This window comes from Rhizobium sp. UFLA01-1127 (genome assembly GCF_059803845.1).
Genome location: NZ_JAUQTZ010000007.1, coordinates 63,087 through 80,607, shown reverse-complemented (window position 1 = coordinate 80,607; position 17,521 = coordinate 63,087). Strand labels below are relative to the sequence as shown.

Annotated in this window: 19 protein-coding genes and 1 pseudogene; 12 read left to right on the top strand and 8 right to left on the bottom strand. The window is 56.1% G+C overall.

The window, feature by feature from the left end:
• Nucleotides 1-45: 45 nt before the first annotated feature.
• Nucleotides 46-180 (bottom strand): annotated as a pseudogene (locus Q4Q11_RS03350) (glutathione-dependent formaldehyde dehydrogenase); the annotation flags it as partial.
• A gap of 750 nt (nt 181-930) precedes the next feature.
• Here Q4Q11_RS03350 and Q4Q11_RS03345 point away from each other — a divergent pair.
• From Q4Q11_RS03345 to Q4Q11_RS03330, 4 genes are all read left to right on the top strand, one after another.
• Nucleotides 931-1,269 (top strand): hypothetical protein, encoded by a 339-nt coding sequence (locus Q4Q11_RS03345; RefSeq protein ID WP_498568623.1) that lies wholly within the window; start codon nt 931-933, stop codon nt 1,267-1,269.
• Between the two features lie 501 nt (nt 1,270-1,770).
• On the top strand, nt 1,771-3,561 hold the full coding sequence (locus Q4Q11_RS03340; RefSeq protein WP_498568622.1) for a thiamine pyrophosphate-requiring protein: 1,791 nt from the start codon (nt 1,771-1,773) through the stop codon (nt 3,559-3,561).
• Nucleotides 3,562-4,056: 495 nt separating this feature from the next.
• Nucleotides 4,057-4,584 carry a DUF4142 domain-containing protein gene (locus Q4Q11_RS03335; protein ID WP_498568621.1) on the top strand — a complete coding sequence of 176 codons (528 nt, stop codon included), beginning with the start codon at nt 4,057-4,059 and terminating at the stop codon, nt 4,582-4,584.
• A 389-nt stretch (nt 4,585-4,973) separates the two neighbouring features.
• Nucleotides 4,974-5,222: a cyclic nucleotide-binding domain-containing protein gene (locus tag Q4Q11_RS03330; protein ID WP_498568620.1), complete on the top strand. Its 249-nt coding sequence runs from the start codon at nt 4,974-4,976 to the stop codon at nt 5,220-5,222.
• 180 nt (nt 5,223-5,402) lie between these two features.
• Here the strand turns inward: Q4Q11_RS03330 and Q4Q11_RS03325 are convergent, their stop codons facing one another.
• Nucleotides 5,403-5,645 carry a DUF6894 family protein gene (locus Q4Q11_RS03325; RefSeq protein ID WP_498568619.1) on the bottom strand — a complete coding sequence of 81 codons (243 nt, stop codon included), beginning with the start codon at nt 5,643-5,645 and terminating at the stop codon, nt 5,403-5,405.
• Between the two features lie 668 nt (nt 5,646-6,313).
• A complete protein-coding gene (locus tag Q4Q11_RS03320) occupies nt 6,314-6,670 on the bottom strand; it encodes a hypothetical protein (protein ID WP_498568618.1) in 357 nt (118 codons plus the stop codon).
• 220 nt (nt 6,671-6,890) lie between these two features.
• Between Q4Q11_RS03320 and Q4Q11_RS03315 the strand changes: the two genes are divergently transcribed.
• From Q4Q11_RS03315 to Q4Q11_RS03280, 8 genes are all read left to right on the top strand, one after another.
• Entirely contained in the window at nt 6,891-9,317 is a 2,427-nt protein-coding gene (locus tag Q4Q11_RS03315) for an FdhF/YdeP family oxidoreductase (RefSeq protein WP_498568617.1), read from the top strand.
• A gap of 250 nt (nt 9,318-9,567) precedes the next feature.
• On the top strand, nt 9,568-9,831 hold the full coding sequence (locus tag Q4Q11_RS03310; RefSeq protein ID WP_113217023.1) for a hypothetical protein: 264 nt from the start codon (nt 9,568-9,570) through the stop codon (nt 9,829-9,831).
• A gap of 37 nt (nt 9,832-9,868) precedes the next feature.
• On the top strand, nt 9,869-10,306 hold the full coding sequence (locus tag Q4Q11_RS03305) for a CBS domain-containing protein (protein WP_498568616.1): 438 nt from the start codon (nt 9,869-9,871) through the stop codon (nt 10,304-10,306).
• A 21-nt stretch (nt 10,307-10,327) separates the two neighbouring features.
• Nucleotides 10,328-10,486 carry a hypothetical protein gene (locus Q4Q11_RS03300; RefSeq protein ID WP_498568615.1) on the top strand — a complete coding sequence of 53 codons (159 nt, stop codon included), beginning with the start codon at nt 10,328-10,330 and terminating at the stop codon, nt 10,484-10,486.
• Between the two features lie 60 nt (nt 10,487-10,546).
• Complete coding sequence (locus Q4Q11_RS03295) at nt 10,547-10,960, top strand: hypothetical protein (protein ID WP_498568614.1); 414 nt, start codon at nt 10,547-10,549, stop codon at nt 10,958-10,960.
• 616 nt (nt 10,961-11,576) lie between these two features.
• Nucleotides 11,577-12,566: a PAS domain S-box protein gene (locus Q4Q11_RS03290; protein WP_498568613.1), complete on the top strand. Its 990-nt coding sequence runs from the start codon at nt 11,577-11,579 to the stop codon at nt 12,564-12,566.
• 887 nt (nt 12,567-13,453) lie between these two features.
• A complete protein-coding gene (locus Q4Q11_RS03285) occupies nt 13,454-13,705 on the top strand; it encodes a DUF982 domain-containing protein (RefSeq protein ID WP_498568612.1) in 252 nt (83 codons plus the stop codon).
• 188 nt (nt 13,706-13,893) lie between these two features.
• On the top strand, nt 13,894-14,412 hold the full coding sequence (locus tag Q4Q11_RS03280) for a sigma-70 family RNA polymerase sigma factor (RefSeq protein WP_498568611.1): 519 nt from the start codon (nt 13,894-13,896) through the stop codon (nt 14,410-14,412).
• Between the two features lie 201 nt (nt 14,413-14,613).
• Here Q4Q11_RS03280 and Q4Q11_RS03275 read toward each other — a convergent pair whose 3' ends face one another.
• The 5 genes from Q4Q11_RS03275 to Q4Q11_RS03255 all read right to left on the bottom strand — a co-directional run bounded on the left by Q4Q11_RS03275 (nt 14,614) and on the right by Q4Q11_RS03255 (nt 17,377).
• A complete protein-coding gene (locus Q4Q11_RS03275; RefSeq protein WP_498568610.1) occupies nt 14,614-15,105 on the bottom strand; it encodes an NUDIX hydrolase in 492 nt (163 codons plus the stop codon).
• 501 nt (nt 15,106-15,606) lie between these two features.
• The gene (locus Q4Q11_RS03270; protein ID WP_498568609.1) at nt 15,607-15,852 is read right to left on the bottom strand and encodes a hypothetical protein; all 246 of its coding nucleotides are present in this window, start codon (nt 15,850-15,852) and stop codon (nt 15,607-15,609) included.
• Entirely contained in the window at nt 15,849-16,028 is a 180-nt protein-coding gene (locus Q4Q11_RS03265) for a hypothetical protein (RefSeq protein ID WP_498568628.1), read from the bottom strand. The genes Q4Q11_RS03270 and Q4Q11_RS03265 overlap by 4 nt, the downstream gene beginning before the upstream one ends.
• Entirely contained in the window at nt 15,994-16,227 is a 234-nt protein-coding gene (locus Q4Q11_RS03260; RefSeq protein WP_498568608.1) for a DUF2171 domain-containing protein, read from the bottom strand. Before Q4Q11_RS03260 ends, Q4Q11_RS03265 begins: the two co-directional genes overlap by 35 nt.
• Nucleotides 16,228-16,309: 82 nt before the next feature.
• Nucleotides 16,310-17,377: a DNA topoisomerase IB gene (locus Q4Q11_RS03255; protein ID WP_498568607.1), complete on the bottom strand. Its 1,068-nt coding sequence runs from the start codon at nt 17,375-17,377 to the stop codon at nt 16,310-16,312.
• Nucleotides 17,378-17,521 lie beyond the last annotated feature (144 nt).

Here is a 17,521-nt window from a genome sequence, read left to right as displayed (position 1 = left end):
GCATGTCGATGCACAGATGCAGCCAGGAAGTCATTCGAACGGGGTGTAAAAATGACGGTCGGAGCCGCATATGGCGCGTGCCGTTGCCTTGACGATAATATTACGGTCTGCCTCGATCTGCGGATCAGGAACACGTTCGCAGCGAATATCGTGCTTGCCATGCCAGGTCGGCGCTTTCATTGCGTTCTCCGATATTCAAATCCTGCTTCGAACAGTCGAACCGCGACTATGTTCCCCGACGGTGAAATTTTTCCCCTCTGCTGCGCGAGGCAAGAAACCGGGAGAAGCCGGTTTTCGGGCATTCGAACAGGATCATCGGATCTGATCTTGCCGAGGCAGCGAGAGATTTTCAGGATAATAGAGGCCCTACCTATGGCATCTGGTCCTTCGAAGCTTCTATCTATTGGCGTCCAGAGCCGCATCGGGAAGGGCGGCCTCGGGTATTTTGTAGCCGGATTTTCCAGCTGATCGGGTCGGATGTTCCCGGAATTCCTCTGTTTTGCCGGTGCTGCGCTGGACGAAACCGCCAAAGCGCCAACCGCCATGCCGCCGGGCATGGTCCTGCGAGAAATTTCGGAGCCATCACCCATCATCGCCTCCGTATGGATCTATTTCAGTGACGGAGATGGGAAATCCGTCCAATCTCCCTTGCGTGCGCCATTGGAGCGCCGTAACGCCCCTCGAAGGCAACAACCGAACATGGCGAAGGGGCAAATGTTCCGGCATGAACGATATCGCAACGTCGAGCTGGGCATCGCTTGCGCCGCGATGAGGCGTGTTCGTCGCTCTCTCTCTCCTGCGCCATCATCTGTCGTCTTGTGCTGATCACATCAGATTGAATGCCACGGCGGGCGGCAAAAGAGATTTTGGGAACAAGTCAGATTCATTCTTGTTCGATGTCGGTCAACACAAGACAGCTAGGAGAAGACCATGTTTATGAAAGTTCTCGCCGTATCATTTCTTTCCATCGGCCTTGCATCATCGGCATTCGCACAACAATCCGGTAGCAGTGGATCTGGTTCGAACACCGGAACCAATTCAGGAACGACGACAAATTCGAATTCCGGATCCGGCAACGGCACGAATGGCGCAGGGACAAGCAACGGTTCTGGCGCCGGCACCACCAATAGCAATGGCACGAGTGGCAACGGCGCCAGCAGCAATGGCGGCAAGGCCAGCGACTGCAATGGAACGTCGACATCAAAGAACACCACGACGATGAAACAAGATCAAGCCGCCAATCCAGCTGCTACTTCAAACTGCCCATGATCGAGGCAAGCAGCAAAAATATCCGCTAAGAACATTGGCATCGCCCGCACGTCACATGCATTTGATACCCCAGTTGGACTTCATCCGGGACCAATCGCATGGTCCTATGCGCGGGCGGGCGAGACGCGAGGAACGGCTTCGAGCCTGTCGAGCCCAGTTATTCTCGGCAGCAGGATCAACGTCGCCACGGTTCAATTGCCGGGCATCGACGCGCCACAGTTCGACTGCATCAAGACCAATCTACCGATGAAACCGAAACCGGCAAGTCCGCCTTTCCGCAACCGCAGATCCAAAGGCAATTTCCCATAAGCCCTGCCTCACATCCCACCCGTCAATGCCACTCCTGCTCTTTCAAGCGGAAGACCCCTCAGACTGATGATCTAGCTCTTTGCGCTCGCGCCCCTCATTGCAAATCCGCAAACCAGGAACGGGAACATTTCCCAGCTGCCGTGTGTTCGACGAGAGTGGCGATTTCTATCGATTTCCTTCGTGGAGAACAAAATGGCGATGACGGTTGGCGACTTCCTTGTCGAGCGCCTTCATCAGTGGGGTGTTCGGCGCATATTCGGATACCCGGGTGATGGCATCAATGGCGTCTTTGGGGCTCTGAACAGGTCGAAGGAGAAGATCTCATTCGTCCAGGCGCGCCATGAAGAAATGGCGGCGTTCATGGCATGCGCGTATGCGAAGTTCACCGGAAAACTCGGCGTATGCATTGCGACCTCCGGCCCAGGCGCCGCCCACCTGGTGACCGGCCTTTACGACGCTCGCCTAGATCACCAGCCGGTTCTGGCGATTGTCGGCCAGCAGGCCAGGCGCGCCATCGGCGGTCACTATCAGCAAGAAGTCGATCTTGCCTCGTTGTTCAAGGATGTGGCCGGCGATTTCGTTCACCAGGCCTCGCTACCGGCACAGGTGCGCCATTTGGTTGATCGCGCCGCGCGGATTGCGCTGGCGAATAAGACGGTGACCGCCATCATCCTTCCCAACGACCTCCAGGAGATGCCCTATCAGGAGCCGCCACGCAAGCATGGTACGGTACATTCCGGAGTTGGCTTCAGGCCGGCGCGCGTTGTGCCTCACGCCGACGATCTCAAAGACGCCGCCGACATTCTCAATCAGGGCAGGAAATGCGCGATTCTCGTCGGTGCCGGTGCGCTTCATGCCACGAATGAAGTCATCGCTGTCGCCGATCGCCTCGGCGCCGGGGCTGCCAAGGCGTTGCTTGGCAAGGCTGCCCTGCCTGACGATTTGCCTTGGGTCACCGGATCGATCGGGCTCCTCGGCACCAAGCCCTCGTGGGACCTTATGGCCTCCTGCGACACCTTGCTGACAATCGGTTCTGGCTTCCCCTATTCCGAATTCCTTCCCGAGGAAGGCGAGGCAAAAGCCGTTCAGATCGACATAGCACCAAGCATGCTGTCGCTCAGATATCCGGCGGACGTAGGCCTGGTGGGCGATGCGGCGGAGACGCTCAGAGCACTCTTGCCGCTGCTTTCGCAAAAGGGTGACGAGTGGCGTCAGGAGATCGCCGACAATGTGCGGGAATGGTGGAAAACACTTGAGGAACGTGCATTGGCCAAGGCCGATCCGGTCAATCCTCAGCGCGTGGCATGGGAATTGTCGTCGCGATTGCCCGATCACGCCATCGTCACCAGCGATTCCGGCTCCTGCGCGAACTGGTATGCTCGCGATCTGAAGATGAAGCGCGGAATGATGGCATCGCTTTCAGGCGGCTTGGCCTCCATGGGTGCCGCCGTTCCCTACGCAATCGCCGCCAAGTTTGCGCACCCCGGTCGACCCGTTATCGGACTGGTTGGCGATGGTGCCATGCAAATGAACAACATGGCCGAACTCATCACCGTCGCGAAATACTGGAGACAATGGTCCAGTCCCACCCTTATAATTTGCGTCTTCAACAATGAGGACCTCAATCAGGTGACGTGGGAACAGCGCGTAATGGAGGGCGACCCCAAATTCGATGCCTCGCAGGATATTCCGAATGTCCCTTACCATCGCTTCGCCGAAATGATCGGACTCAAGGGCATTTACGTCGATCGACCGGAAGAGGTCGGGCAGGCCTGGGACGATGCATTGCTTTGCGACCGGCCGGTTGTCCTTGAGGTCAAGACCGATCCGGAAGTGCCTCCCCTTCCGCCGCACATCACGTTCGAGCAGATGCAGCATATCAGCCGAGCTCTAATGAAGGGCGATCCCCACGAATCCGGGATCGTCACGGGCACGCTCAAGCAGTTGTTTGCAGGCTGGCTATCTGGCGGAGACGAGACATGAGAGCCGCACCGGCCATCGGCGGGATTGAATGTTTCGCCTACAAAATTCCGACGGATGCGCTTGAGGGGGACGGCACACTTCAATGGGATTCCACCACCTCGATCGCCCTCCGCATTCGGGCCGGTGCCGAGACGGGCCTGGGTTGCGAACATAGGTTAGGACAGTCGCAACCTGTTCATCGGACATGTCCCAGTCAAAGGCTGGCATGACAGGTGAGGTGCCGACGGCATTCGTGGCACCGGCTCGACTTCCGGCAAGCACAACAAGGATCAGCGACATCGCGTCGTCGGCGTCGACAAGCGGCGCATCGGCAAGTCGTATCATGTGATCTTAGATGGCCAGCACCACCCGGCGATCTCAAGTGCCTTGCAGCAAAGGCATCTGCCTCCGTTTGCGGATGACCGCGACGACCGAATTTTCGCGCGAATGTGGGAGATGCTTGGGAACTCTTGAACCGCTTGGTTGTTCTAATGGCAACGAACCACGGAGATCCCGATGAAACGAGAAATTATTGTTGCTCTTGCGGTCCTGTTCGCCGCCCCCGCCTTTCCCCAATCCGCCGCCGAAAAAACGGGCGTGAACTCTTTGGTTGGCGTGGCGCCTAAGACGACTGATTTCGTCAAGGAGGCAGCGACGAGCGACATCTTCGAAATTGCCTCCAGCAAGCTTGCGCTCGAGCGAGGCGATGACGCAACGAAAGCCTTTGCCCAGCAAATGGTGACCGACCATCAAAAAACCACCGACGAGCTCAAAGCATTGGTGTCATCAGGCAAGGTGAAGGCGTCGCTGCCGACCGCCATGAGTTCGAGCCAGCAATCCATGATGAAGACCCTGAATAGCCTGAACGGCGTGCGCTTCAACCAGCGCTATCACTCCGATCAGGTGAAGGCCCATAAGAATGCCGTGGATCTGTTCAAGCGCTATGCCGAAGGTGGCGACAATGCCGATCTGAAGGCATGGGCAGCGAAAACGCGCCCTGCCCTGGAACACCATCTTCAGATGGCCAGAGATCTCAACAAATAGAGAGATCTCAACAAATAGAAGGAAGCAGGCAATCATTATCGAGTGCGACCGCGACTTTGGCCGAACCGTGGCCATCGTTTTGCCCGCGACGGCGACGGTCGCCTCCTTGAAGCATATAAGGATGCCGAGGGAGCGACCCGGTTGCCTGACGAAAAACGGGAATTTCATTCGTCACCCAGGCCGGCGGGTGCCTCTCCTTTTTATCATCGACCGCGAGGACGACACTGAAGGCCTGCACGCGGTTTCGGCATAGCGGAAGCCAACTGCCTGATTGACGATGTCTACTTTCTATGCAGCCGCATAGGATCTGTCGTGACCATTTTTGGCGGATGGCCAGCAAACCGATGCCGGCAGGGGTCGGCGGAACGATCAGCCTTTACGAAGTCTTCATGCAGGTCGAGGGCACTGCCCTGCGCATACCTTTGAACCATCTTTTGGCGGCTTTTCCTGAGAATCCCGCGCTTTCCAATCTTCTGGCGCGCTTCACTCAAACCTTCGCGTCGCAGATTTCCTACACCACATTATGCAACGCCAATTGCCACGTCGACGAACGCCTCGCCCGCTGGCTGCTGATGTGTCACGACCGTGTCGACGGCGATGAAACGCGCTGTCGCATGACTTCATTTCCTCCATGCTGAGCGTCAAACGGCCGAGCATAACGACGGCCTTGCATATTCTTGAAAGGAGGAAGTTCCGTGCGGGCCGAGCGCGGCCGCATCACCATCCGCGATCGAAAGGGATTGGAGGAATTCGCAGGCGGCTTCTACGGAAAGCCGGAGGAGGAATATCGACGACCGATTGGCGATTCGTAATGTCTACTATTTCAGATGATCACGTACGACATCGTGGAATGAGATGGTAAATTGCAGTTCACCCGCGCTATCGCGCGCCTCGATGCGTTCGTCGGCCACGGGTTGACCACCTTTGATCCGCGCGGCAACCAGCTCCCGGACAGCCTTGACTGCGCTCGACCGCGCATCGTCGGGGGTTGCGAACTCGTCGCCCTCGCGGTCTTCGACAATTTCGCCGTCGCGACGAATATGAAAGAAATAGCGTATCATGAGAACTGTTTCATGTTCTGTGTCTCACCGACAGCCCTTGTTGCCTTTGGCCCTTTCACATCAAAATGGGTCCTTCATCAAACGTCGATACTCCTGCTCCGGCCAGCCGCAGGCATCCTGGGCAAACTCTTCAAGAGCCGATCGATCGGCTGTCCGATTTCCCTCAGCAAGGTCCCCAAGGCAGGATGACATGATCGAGTTCAACCGTTACCTGCTCATAGTTTGACAAGGGAAGCACGGAAAGCAGCTTATTCCGAACGATCGACTGTTGGGGAGCGGACATGATTGCGCTTCCTCTTCTCTATGCGCAGCATGTAGCATGCTCCGCTGTCCATGAACGGCCAGTCCATAGCAGGAAGAGACTACTCCCCTTCTATCCGTACGACAAGGAATGTACGCTGGCAGACCAATATCCGTTGCCAGTTGCAGGCGCCAAAGATATCGCAGCTCGCTGCATGGCCACCGGTCACGAACTAGCCTTTAGAGCAATGAGCATCGATATAAGATGGCCAAGCTTGCAAAGTACAAGGCGAGGAAGTCACAGGCAAACGAACGTTTCATCGCGACGAGAGAACCCAGCTCCCGCTTAGCTCCAATGAACAGGCGCTGCCGTTATTGATGTCGATGTACAGTTTGCCTGCGATACTCCATCGGCATGAGTGCGGGACCTAATGCCGTTGGATATTGCTATCAGTCTCAAACAACTTCGACAAAATAGGGACGATGTCATCGGCATGCGCCGTTAATACGAATGGTCCACGGGCTCTGTGGACGCCTGGATCTTCGAGGATGAAAAGATAGGGAATCGCAGCCGCGTCTAAATCCTCCGATATTCGAAACAGAACGTCGGCCGGTTCATTAACATCCAGTAGTACGCCATGGGCATCGTTTAGATGCCATTGCCCTGCCGCGTCAGGCGCGACCGGCCCGATCAGCTCGACCTGGACGGCACGCCATGCAGCCTTAATCTCGCCGGGTATAAAGTCTTGGTTGCTGCTGAGCACCATCACCTTATATCTGGACATCTGCGTCCCGCTCATCCTGTGAAATCTCGGCCTCTCGGTTCAGCACAGATCTGAAAGCCAACGGTCTCATGTTCCTCTGCCGGACGGCAAGTTAGAGAAGAGCCGCCTCTGCGAATTTGTGCGCCATTTCTTCAACTTTTGTTAACGCGTGCAAGTTCTCTGCGGCAAAGGAACCAAGCTCGCCCCTCGTAGTTCTATTCGATTTCGGAGGAATGCGGCAATGACCAGTGAACCAAGAGATCATCCCAAGATTCGCGCCTATGACGGGCCGGCTGGCGGCTGGGGATCGGCAAAATCTGTAAGCCATGTCCTTTTTCACGAACATGTCCCGGCAAAAGGCGCCGCCTTGCTCGCTCATCAAAACAAGCCCGATGGTTATATGTGCGTCAGCTGCGCTTGGGCAAAGCCTGCCAAGCCGCATCCGCTGGAATTTTGCGAAAATGGTGCAAAAGCTACGGCCTGGGAAATCACGAATCGAAAGGCGGATGCGTCATTCTTCGCGCGCTATACATTGACTGAGCTGTCGAGCTGGAGCGACCACGAACTCGAAGAACAAGGGCGCCTGACCCAGCCGATGCGGTTCAATCCTTCCAGCGACAGATACGAGCCTGTCGAATGGCAGGCGGCGTTCGCCGAAATCGGGCGAGAGCTGCGCGCCTTGGCTCCCGAGCAGGTGGACTTTTATACTTCCGGTCGCGCCTCGCTCGAAGCATCCTATATGTATCAGCTCTTTGCCCGCATTTATGGGAGCAACAACCTGCCTGACTCATCGAACATGTGTCACGAGAGCACTTCGGTTGGCCTGCCCCAAAGCATCGGGGCATCCGTCGGCACGGCAATCCTCTCGGATTTTCATAACTGCGATTGCATATTTTATATCGCGCAGAACGTCGGGACCTCCTCCCCCCGCCTGCTCCACGACCTTCAAGATGCCGCAGACAGGGGTGTTCCCATCGTCACGATCAACCTGCTGCACGAACGCGGGCTGGAGCGTTTCAAGAATCCACAGGCACCGAGTCAGATGCTGACGGGCAAGGAAACGATCATTTCCAAGAAATATTATCAGGTGCGCAACGGGGGCGACACTGCCGCCCTATTCGGCGTTTGCAAGGCTCTGATCGAAAGGGACGACGCATTGCGCCTGACCGGCGCCAGCAAGATCGCCGGCGCAGACGCCACGCCGAAGGATCAGACCAATGCCGCCGAGGTCGCCTTCGCAGCGTCGATCGCAGCATCAGACAAAAAGCATGTCCTGGATCATGATTTCATCAAGGAACACACCAGCGGATTTGAGGCGTTCGCAACGGTTGCAAGAAGCCATTCATGGGAAGAATTGCAACGCATTTCCGGCCTTAGCCGAGAAGAGATGGAGGGGGCTGCCGATATCTATGCGAATTCCAATGCGGTTCTGATTGCCTATGGAATGGGGGTAACGCAGCATGTCATGGGCGTCGACAATGTCCATATGATCGCCAATCTTGCACTGCTGCGCGGCAATATCGGCAAACCGGGCGCAAACATTTGCTCGATCCGCGGCCATTCCAACGTGCAGGGGCAACGCACGGTCGGTATTACCGAAAAGCCGGGGCTCGTCCCGCTCGATAAGCTGGCCCAGCTTTATCAGTTCGAGCCTCCGACATGGACCGGACGCTCGACCGTCGATACCTGCAACGCGATGTTAACCGGAAAGAGCCGGGCGTTCATCGGCTTGGGAGGCAATTTTCTGCGCGCCATTCCCGATACCGAAATCATGGAGAGAGCTTGGCGAAATTTGCGCCTGACTGTCGCAATCGCCACGAAGCTCAATCGATCGCATGTCGTACACGGCGAAATCGCCTATCTTCTCCCCTGCCTTGGACGCCTCGAAATCGACGAACAGGAAAGCGGGCCGCAAGCCGTTTCGATCGAAAGTTCCATTGCGCATTTTCATGGATCGAGAGGACGGGCAACGCCGGCAAGCGCGGACCTGCTTTCCGAGCCGGCAATCATTGCCGGACTGGCAAAGGCGACGCTCGATAATGACAAGGTACCCTGGGACCGGTGGGTGGCAGATTATTCGAAAATCCGCGAGGCGATCGAACAGACCTATCCGGAGACGTTCAAGGACTATAACGGGCGGCTGTTCCAGCCGGGAGGGTTTCCGCGACCCATCCCAGCACGCGAACGCAAATGGGTCACGACCTCGGGAAAAGCGAATTTCATCGCCCCACGCCGCCTGTTCCCGCAGTTCGACATAAAAGGCGATCCGACCCGCATCCTCAATCTTGCGACACTCCGCTCCAACGACCAGTTCAATACGACTGTCTATGGCTATAGCGACCGCTTTCGCGGCGTGGACGGGACGAGAATGGTTGTCTTCATGAATCCCGACGATATCGCCCGCCTCGGCTTCGCAGAAGGTGACCGGATCGAGCTTCATACGGCACTGGAGGGCACAACCGACCGCTATGTTTCGGGATTGCGGATCGTCGCCTACGCAATTCCACAGGGATGTTGCGCAGCCTATTATCCGGAGGCCAATCCGCTATTTCCGCTAGGCCATCACGATCAAAGATCGAAGACGCCGTCCTATAAGCTTTTGCCGGTGCTGCCGACGCGCTCTTCTGCCGCCCCTTCATCATTATCGGAAAGTGATCAGGCTGAATGAGAGAATAAGGCGGGCTGCCCGCCCTGCGAACAAGCACGAGCCTTGATGAACAACGGCAACGACTTGATCTTTGGTCCCCTTCAAATCCTGTGCGCGGCTCGTGAACTTTCCGACACGGGGGAACCTTTCCACAAGCCCATTGTTTGGCTTGAAGCGTTTGGCAGTTGCACCACCGTGGAGCCGGCATCAAGCGCCAACCGCCGCAAACGATGACCAACCCGCCGCGACCGGACGACCAAGGAGCGCGATGATGACTGCATCGAAGACGACAATTGATCATGATGAAATTCGCCGATGGGTAGAGGCGCGGGGCGGCCACCCGGCCCGCGTCAAAACCAAGGGAGATGGCGGTCTGTTGCGCATCGATTTCGGAACCCCGGAAGAATCCCTTGAGGAGATTTCCTGGGATCAATTCTTCTCGATCTTCGACCGCAATGAGCTGGCATTTCTCTACCAAGAGCAGACAGCCGCCTCAGACGAAAGTCGATTTAACAAGTTCATCAGCCGCAGTTAGCGGATCCGAAGTACCCAACAGGAATGGAGGTTTCATCATGCAAGTCAGTGAAGCGATGACCAGAGACGTACGGATGGCGCATCCGGACCAATCTATCCGCGATGCGGCCTTGATCATGGCTGACATCGATGCCGGCATCGTACCGGTCGGCGACAATGACCGCCTTGTCGGCATGATCACGGACCGAGACATAGCCATCCGCGCTATCGCCCGAGGTAGAGGGCCAGATGTGAAAATTGCCGAGGTGATGAGCGCCGACATCAAATACTGCTTTGAAGACGAGGAGGTCGATCACGTCATGAGCAACCTCGCCGACCAGCAACTTCGACGCCTGCCCGTGGTAAGCCGCGACAAGCGCCTTGTCGGCATTCTTTCCTTGGCGGACGTCGCGTCGAAAGCAGGCAACGGCATGGCCGGGACGGCACTTTCCGGCATATCGCGGCCGGGCGGCAGGCATTCACAGACCGGGGTCTAGAGAGCAATTCCAGGAAAACGCATGGCGGTTTCCGCCCCGAAAACAGCGCATGAAAAAACTGAAAAGCGCCGCTTCAGGGGAAACTCTTCGGCCTATCCAGGAGTGACCAGCAGCCTGGAATTCGGCAGCTGGTCTGATCGAGCGACACAAGGCCTGGACCTGGTCACATCTAAAACATGACCTTATTCGCAACAGGAGCGGCGGATGCCCCAGCAACATGATTCACCTGCGGTTCGATCCTTGCAGAAAGAGCAGAAGCGGCAACAGCAAAGCGACTTGAAAAACGAACTCGATGAGGCTCTTGACGACACGTTTCCTGCGTCGGACCCAGCCTCTGCGACCCACACCACGGTTCCAGGCGGTCCTTCGCCTTCCTCTCCTGCGCAAGGGAAGACCGGTCATCACATCGATCGCTTCGAGGACAATTATCCTATGGGTGATCATCGGCAAGGCAGCCAAGATGGCGATCCAACAGGAAAGGATCGCGGCAGCATGGGCGCATTCGGTTCCAGCCTCCGCAGCGGAACCGGCGCCTTGTCGGATGGTCAAACCGCCGCTCGCAATTTCACGCGGCGAGTTCGCGAAAGGCCGATCTCCACCTTGATCACAGCTTTTGCGATTGGTCTCGCCCTCGGGATAAGAGCTAAGGGATGATGGGCGTGAAAGCCGCGCCATGCCTTGGCCGGCGGGGCACGAGATCTCATTCCTGCTTTGATGGAGATCCACACACTACCCATTCTTGCTTGCCAGCCGACAACCTGAAGCAGGCGACATTCGCTATCGCCACTGGCGATGAACGGCGAGTGGTTGTCTGCTTTTCCGTCTCCTGACACTCAAATATATGCGGATCCACCTGACACAGGCTTTGGTCAAACGAGCAATTTGCGTTCGCCAAAGGCCTTGAAGCTATTGCGCCTCAAAGCCTTAAACTATTCGTTTGAGGTTCTTCCTTTTTTACTGCATGTTCTCGAATTGGGCTAGATGCCTGGCCGCCGCCGCGCGATAGGGAGAATTCGTGCAAGCGCATATTTCAGCCCGCGGTCAGACATGTGATCGAGGAGATGTTGGAATTGTCCGGTGGCGTACGAAGCTGAATTGGCAAGCAAACTTATGTATGTTGAAGGCGTGACACCCAATACAAGGGTTTAACGCACAGGATTGCATGAAAGAAAGGAGACGTAGATTGCCTGGGGAAAGGAAGGGCACTCATCCATCATCGTCGCTTAGTGAGGAAGGAAATACCGGATCATCAAGACCCCGCCTCCATCACATGACGACCGGCCATATTGGCCACACACCTCTTTCAGCGGAAAATTTGCTCGCTGCGATCGTCGAAAGTTCTGATGACGCCATCATCAGCAAGTCCGTCGATGGCATCGTCACGAGCTGGAACAAAAGTGCGGAGCTACTGTTCGGCTTTACTGCCGCTGAAGCGATCGGGCAGCCGATTACCCTTATTATTCCGCCGGATCGTTTGCACGAAGAGGACACTATCCTGGCACACATTCGCAGTGGCGAGCGAATTGAACACTATGAAACCGTCAGGCGCCGCAAGGACGGAACGCTTTTGGATATCTCGCTCACCATCTCTCCCGTCAGAAACCGGGATGGCGTCATCGTGGGTGCGTCCAAGATCGCGCGCGACATTTCCGAGCGAAAGCGCATGCGCGACCGGCAAGAGCTGCTTCTGAGGGAAATGAATCATCGTGTGAAAAACCTCTTTTCCGTGATGAACTCCCTGATCTCCCTGAGCGAAAGAACTGCGGTAACCGTCCACGCCCTGGCTGCGGATCTCCGCGCACGTATCGGAGCATTGGCCGCAGCCCACAGCCTCATTCTCAGAGAAGCGGACACTCCCTCGAATAACGAGAGTTCAACGAGCCTATCGAGTCTGATCGAAGTCATCTTTGCCGCCCATCAGGATAGCGATAGGAAGCGTATAACTTTCCACGGAGACGACGTTTCGCTGGAGATTTCCTCGCTGACGTCATTTGCTCTTCTTCTTCATGAATTTGCTACGAACGCCATCAAATACGGGGCGCTCTCCACCGATCGAGGTCGAATAGAGATCGAAGTATCGAATGGAAACGAGCTTGCGTTGAAATGGACGGAAATCGACGGCCCTACTGTAAGCGAGCCCATTGGATCCAATGGTTTCGGATCACAGCTGGAGCGCCTCACGGTTGAAGCGCTCAGGGGCACCCTCATCCGAAGATGGAATCCAGAGGGATTATGCATCGAACTCAAGATACCCCGATAACTATTCAAACAACGGCATTATGACCATGCCGCTACCACCCGCATGGCGGTCTCAAAGGCGATTGCCGCCCCGGTCTTCGTGAGGCCTTGAGAAGAGCTCTTTGCGATATTGAAGCGGCCCCCCTCTGCCTGAGAGTGGGCCATTCGTGAAGCGCATATTCGACAGCCCGTTCGACGCTTGATATCGGTATGCGTTGTCCCGCTTTTCGCGGCTCCGCGATTGCCGGCTGTATCGAGAATGTCTCGGCCGCTTGCTCCTCCTGCAATCGCCGCCTGCACCCATCTTTAGACTTGCCCGGTCTTCCGGCTGATCGGGCAAAAGCATGCGCTGCCGGCAAAGTTTGACGTCATTTGCCGATCAGGCACGCCTATCGCCACCTCGGCGGCCGGCTTGTGTTGTGCCGAAGCTCCGAGGCGGTAGCAAAGGCTCCCAAAAGCTGTCGCAGTCGCCGTTGTTCTTGCTCGCTCAAACCGTTGCGTTTCGCATATTCTTCCACCGACCAAACCGGAATGACTGGTTTGACGTCAGGTTCGATGCGTTCCATGAGCTTTACCTCCGCTTTAGCTCTTGACGGTTTCTAACGCCGGACCGTTCCCCAGGTTCCGGTCTTCCACTTATTTTTTGGGACACTGATAAGATTCGTCAGGACGTGGAGGATTGACCGTGCCGGAGCGTTGGCATCCTTCTTTGCGACATGATGCCGTTGCTGCGATGTCCGGACGCATTCGTTGCGACCGGACATGGCATGAGTTTCACATAGTCGAGCGCCTGTTCCTTAAGCCTGAAAATAGTTCCGGTATCTCCGGCGGCACGCGAAATCCGCGACGCGGCCTGGCCTGAAGGAACATTGCGGCGAATGCCATGTTTTCCGTACGGAGGACGTTTCCATGAACCGGCAATGGTGGAGCAAACCCGTTACAGTTGAGACACGGAAATCAGGTGAGCGTCTGACGATAGGCGACTGTGAAGCCGCGACGATGTACATGCTTCGCAATTGGCCTCCAAAGCCCAAGGGACGATCTTTCAAAACTGCCCGCGCAATGCTGGTCGAGGCCCATGAAGGCAACATCGATGCTGAGGTCGCGCGCAGCGCTTTCCTGGCCATGCTCAAGGAGAGCGATGTTCAGATATTCGAGTAAGCGCTCAAGCTCCGCTGTAGCCTTGGAGCACGCAATACGCGTCTGTGCGCCAGGTGGCACAGCCATTGGCGGGCCATGGAGATTGATCACCTGGCAGTAGCCAATGTCTGCCAGCGTACGAAACAAAGACACACGGAACAACATGCCGCCGCAAGCATTGCAGATTCCATCCTTGAAGGAGAAATCAAATGCCGAAAGAAATGCAGGCCTCGCTGCAGGAGGATGTTGTCGTCTTACTTCCCGCTTTGCGCAACTTTGCGAGGCGCTTCGTTTCGAATGAAACGGATGTTGACGATCTGACTCAGGAAACAATCAGGAAGGTACTGGCGAATATCGATAGTTTCGTGCCCGGCACCAAGCTCAAAAGCTGGGCGTTTACCATCATGCGGAATACATACATGACCGAGTATAAGCGCCGAAAGCGCATTCAGCCTCGGGCAAATGACGATGACCTTTTCGAGGTTCCAGTGCCGTCACACCAGCAGCTCTGCATCTATACTGCGGAGGTCGGAGTGGCATTGAACCGTCTGCCGGCATATCAGCGGGACGTGCTTCTCTTGATCGTAGACGGCGTGTCGTACGAGGATGCTGCGCAGCTCTATGGTTGCAAGGTCGGCACGATAAAAAGCCGCGTGTCTCGCGCCCGAACGACCCTCGTCCAATTGCTCGGCGAGAACTCGATGCGTGCGGCCGCTTCCATCCGCTAAGTTTGCGCAAGCTACAAGCGGTTTTCACCTCTCCCTGCGAATGTTGCTATTGACAGAAAGCCTGTCTGACTACAGCGCCGGACGGGGTGGTTGAAAGAAGATGTGCCCGCGCGAACTCGCGCCTGACGAGGATACCCTCTCACGAAAATGCTCGAAATGCCGCGATCAAAAAGCTAGCCGTCGCTCGTGCTTTACGGCTCGTCAGGACGGGCGGCGCGATTCAATTTCGTGGCGGATCAATCCCCCGGTCGAGCGATGACGACGCGGCTTCAGCTTGGCTTCCAATCCAGCAAGCAAGCTCTTGAGTTCGGGCTCGAGGACATGCAGGGACGCCTCGGCAGGCGTCAGCCAATTCAATGATCGTTCGCGACGCTCGGGAAATTTAGGGCAAGCCTTCCTGACATCGAGCAGGTGCACTTCGACCATCGACACGATCGCGCGGTTGTCATCGGACTTCTTGAGATAGGTGTAATAGCCATAGGGCGCCTTCTCGGCTTTTCCCTTGATCCCGGCCTCCTCCCATGCCTCGCGCTCGGCGACCTCGTGAGGACGCAGGCCGTCGATGGGCCATCCTTTGGGGACCGTCCAACGACGTGTTTCGCGTGTCGTGATCAGGAGGACCTGCAACATGCCGTCGCTGCCTTCACGCAGACATATGGCACCAAATTGATTGGCGGTCTTGCCATGCAGCATGGCCTCGGCATGAGGTGCAAGATGCGAAAGATGAGATTTCGGCGCTTTCATCAAATGTCCTCGCCCTTTTAGAATATCGGATGGCGCAAGAGGGGGCAGCGATCATCCGGTCTCGCATGCGACGGCGACAATCCAACAAAAGAACATGCGGTTGGTTCCCAGTACCCCAGAAATTCCGCCACTGGTTGAGCCCGGAAAGATGTAAAGCTGCCGGTCGACGAAAAAATTTTCGGAACCTCGGCACGGCACGCCCGCGCGCCGTTCGATCGATGCAACAGCTGGACCAGCGGTTTCCGCAGACATCCGACGGTCTTCCTGCGCGCGAGCATGATGAGGCTGGCGCTCACCTTTGCTCAGAGACTCCACAGTCGCGGATACCTCTCTGAGAACCTCGTTCATTCCCGGATGGAAATTCCTCTACCATCATGATTTCCGGGCGAACGGCGAATCTCTTCGGCGGGGTGAAGCCGCCTCACGGACATCGTCATCGCCACGGCAGACTTAGCCGCGATACTTCCCTTCATTCATCTCGCGAGGATCATAATTGAGGTCCCAATCCTTTTCCGGCTTCGTGGTTCCCGGAGGGTTTTTGTTCATCGTCGCGTCGTCCGATCCGGTAATGACCTTTGGCTTGGCGCTTGCAACACCGTTGTTGCGGCTGCCTTTGAGCAGCTTTCGGAAGTGCGGTTTTGCATCCTGGGCCGGGTCACCCGCATTTGAGCCACCTGGATTGTTGGACTTGGTCATTTCACGACTCCATCTTCAATGGGGATTTCGTCTCTTTCAGCACGGCGAACGGCAGAGACAGGCTCCGCCGATGCGACGCGTTGATGCGCTTCAATGCCGGCGAAAACGTGAATGCGCCGCATCGAATGCGGCGCTACATCTTCAAGGGACTGTTTCCCATTGATTGTGAACATCATTGATGTTCTTCGTTAGGTGCACATGTGCATCTACATGATCCACCCAATCGAGGGGTATGATATGATGCTGTCCGTCCGGAGAGTCGCTCTTGGTAAGCTTGATCCGATCCGATGCTTCCATGTAATCGACTGTACCTATATGGGCGCCGTCAACTGCCCTGACTTCCATATGCTCGCGAATCTGTCCTTTATCTGTCATTGTCTTCTTCCTTCCAATATTGACGATAGGGACAAAACGTAGTGACGTTCCGCATGTTCCACTTTAATCGCCCCGATGAATATCATTGTCCTCGTCTTTTTAGCCATCGCCGGACACGAATTTCATCCAGATCCATCCAGCGGAGGAATCGCTCGCTCCTCGTTCGGATCTTGAGAACTTGCCCGAGCCGACCTTGCCGAAAATCGTCGAGCACTCCGGGATGAATGTAGGAGGATCTGCAGACGGAGCGTGTATTGCCGAGTTTTGAGGCAACCTGATCGATGGCCGTGTTAAGCTGTCGTGCTATCGCGCTTTCCGATGTCTCGACGGTAAGAGGTGCAAGGGCGGCAACAGCCATGCAGGTCCCACCCCATGTCCTGAACTGACGCGAGGTAAAATCGCCGCCGGAAGCGTTGCGTATATATTCATTCACATCCTGCGAAGAAATCTGGCGGAAACCGCCTTCATCATCGAAATATTGAAAGAGTTGCTGGCCAGGCAGCTCCTGCAACTTGCGCACGACATTGGCAATCCGGCGGTCGCTGTGGACAAGATTCCATTCCTTTCCGGACTTGCCGCGAAAACGAAATCTGATGCTCACTCCCTCGACGCGGACGTGATGATTCCTAAGGGTTGTCGCACCAAAAGTCCGGTGCTCCTCGGCGTAAGCCGTGTTTCCAATACGGATATATAGCTTGTCCAGCAGCGAGACCACGGTGGCCAGTGCCTTCTCCATGGTCAGACCGCGGGATCGAAGATCGGCATCTACTTGCTGACGAATGTCGGGAAGTCTGTCTGCGAAGTCGACGAGACGGTCGAACTTCGCCTGATCTCTTTCTGAACGCCAGTCCGGGTGATAGCAATATTGCCTGCGGCCTTGAGCGTCTGTGCCGATAGCCTGGAGGTGAGAAAGAGGGTTTGTCGATATTACGACATTGCTATAAGCCGGCGGGATCGCCAGCGCATCCAGGCGCGCGATCTCTGCGCGATCAGCGATCCGGCTTCCATCCGGCAGATAGTAAAGGAATCCCTTTCTTCCTTGCCTTCGAGTGATGCCGTTCTCGAGACTGGCGATGTAAACTAGGCCGGAATGGAGCCGCGTTCCGCCTGAGGCGGCAGTGAGATCGATTTTGGAAATGATCCGATTCATGTTCCCGATAACACCGGCAAGGCGTCTCGGTTCCGCGTATTGTCGCGATCAGCTTTAAGAAACAGCTCGCTGCGAACACACCTGCAACACTTGATCTTGCCGTCTTCGATACATGCAGCAGGAAACCCGGTTCGTGGAACTTTG

What these genes read in the sequence shown, in the direction of transcription:
- Q4Q11_RS03305 (WP_498568616.1), top strand. Translation starts at nt 9,869, where the DNA reads ATGCAAGTCAGTGAAGCGATGACCAGAGACGTACGGATGGCGCATCCG.
- Q4Q11_RS03260 (WP_498568608.1), bottom strand. Translation starts at nt 16,227, where the DNA reads ATGACAGATAAAGGACAGATTCGCGAGCATATGGAAGTCAGGGCAGTT.
- Q4Q11_RS03285 (WP_498568612.1), top strand. Translation starts at nt 13,454, where the DNA reads ATGAACCGGCAATGGTGGAGCAAACCCGTTACAGTTGAGACACGGAAA.
- Q4Q11_RS03325 (WP_498568619.1), bottom strand. Translation starts at nt 5,645, where the DNA reads ATGATACGCTATTTCTTTCATATTCGTCGCGACGGCGAAATTGTCGAA.
- Q4Q11_RS03255 (WP_498568607.1), bottom strand. Translation starts at nt 17,377, where the DNA reads ATGAATCGGATCATTTCCAAAATCGATCTCACTGCCGCCTCAGGCGGA.
- Q4Q11_RS03320 (WP_498568618.1), bottom strand. Translation starts at nt 6,670, where the DNA reads ATGTCCAGATATAAGGTGATGGTGCTCAGCAGCAACCAAGACTTTATA.
- Q4Q11_RS03270 (WP_498568609.1), bottom strand. Translation starts at nt 15,852, where the DNA reads ATGACCAAGTCCAACAATCCAGGTGGCTCAAATGCGGGTGACCCGGCC.
- Q4Q11_RS03340 (WP_498568622.1), top strand. Translation starts at nt 1,771, where the DNA reads ATGGCGATGACGGTTGGCGACTTCCTTGTCGAGCGCCTTCATCAGTGG.
- Q4Q11_RS03335 (WP_498568621.1), top strand. Translation starts at nt 4,057, where the DNA reads ATGAAACGAGAAATTATTGTTGCTCTTGCGGTCCTGTTCGCCGCCCCC.
- Q4Q11_RS03330 (WP_498568620.1), top strand. Translation starts at nt 4,974, where the DNA reads ATGCAGGTCGAGGGCACTGCCCTGCGCATACCTTTGAACCATCTTTTG.
- Q4Q11_RS03275 (WP_498568610.1), bottom strand. Translation starts at nt 15,105, where the DNA reads ATGCTGCATGGCAAGACCGCCAATCAATTTGGTGCCATATGTCTGCGT.
- Q4Q11_RS03300 (WP_498568615.1), top strand. Translation starts at nt 10,328, where the DNA reads ATGGCGGTTTCCGCCCCGAAAACAGCGCATGAAAAAACTGAAAAGCGC.
- Q4Q11_RS03290 (WP_498568613.1), top strand. Translation starts at nt 11,577, where the DNA reads ATGACGACCGGCCATATTGGCCACACACCTCTTTCAGCGGAAAATTTG.
- Q4Q11_RS03265 (WP_498568628.1), bottom strand. Translation starts at nt 16,028, where the DNA reads ATGATGTTCACAATCAATGGGAAACAGTCCCTTGAAGATGTAGCGCCG.
- Q4Q11_RS03315 (WP_498568617.1), top strand. Translation starts at nt 6,891, where the DNA reads ATGACCAGTGAACCAAGAGATCATCCCAAGATTCGCGCCTATGACGGG.
- Q4Q11_RS03310 (WP_113217023.1), top strand. Translation starts at nt 9,568, where the DNA reads ATGACTGCATCGAAGACGACAATTGATCATGATGAAATTCGCCGATGG.
- Q4Q11_RS03345 (WP_498568623.1), top strand. Translation starts at nt 931, where the DNA reads ATGTTTATGAAAGTTCTCGCCGTATCATTTCTTTCCATCGGCCTTGCA.
- Q4Q11_RS03280 (WP_498568611.1), top strand. Translation starts at nt 13,894, where the DNA reads ATGCCGAAAGAAATGCAGGCCTCGCTGCAGGAGGATGTTGTCGTCTTA.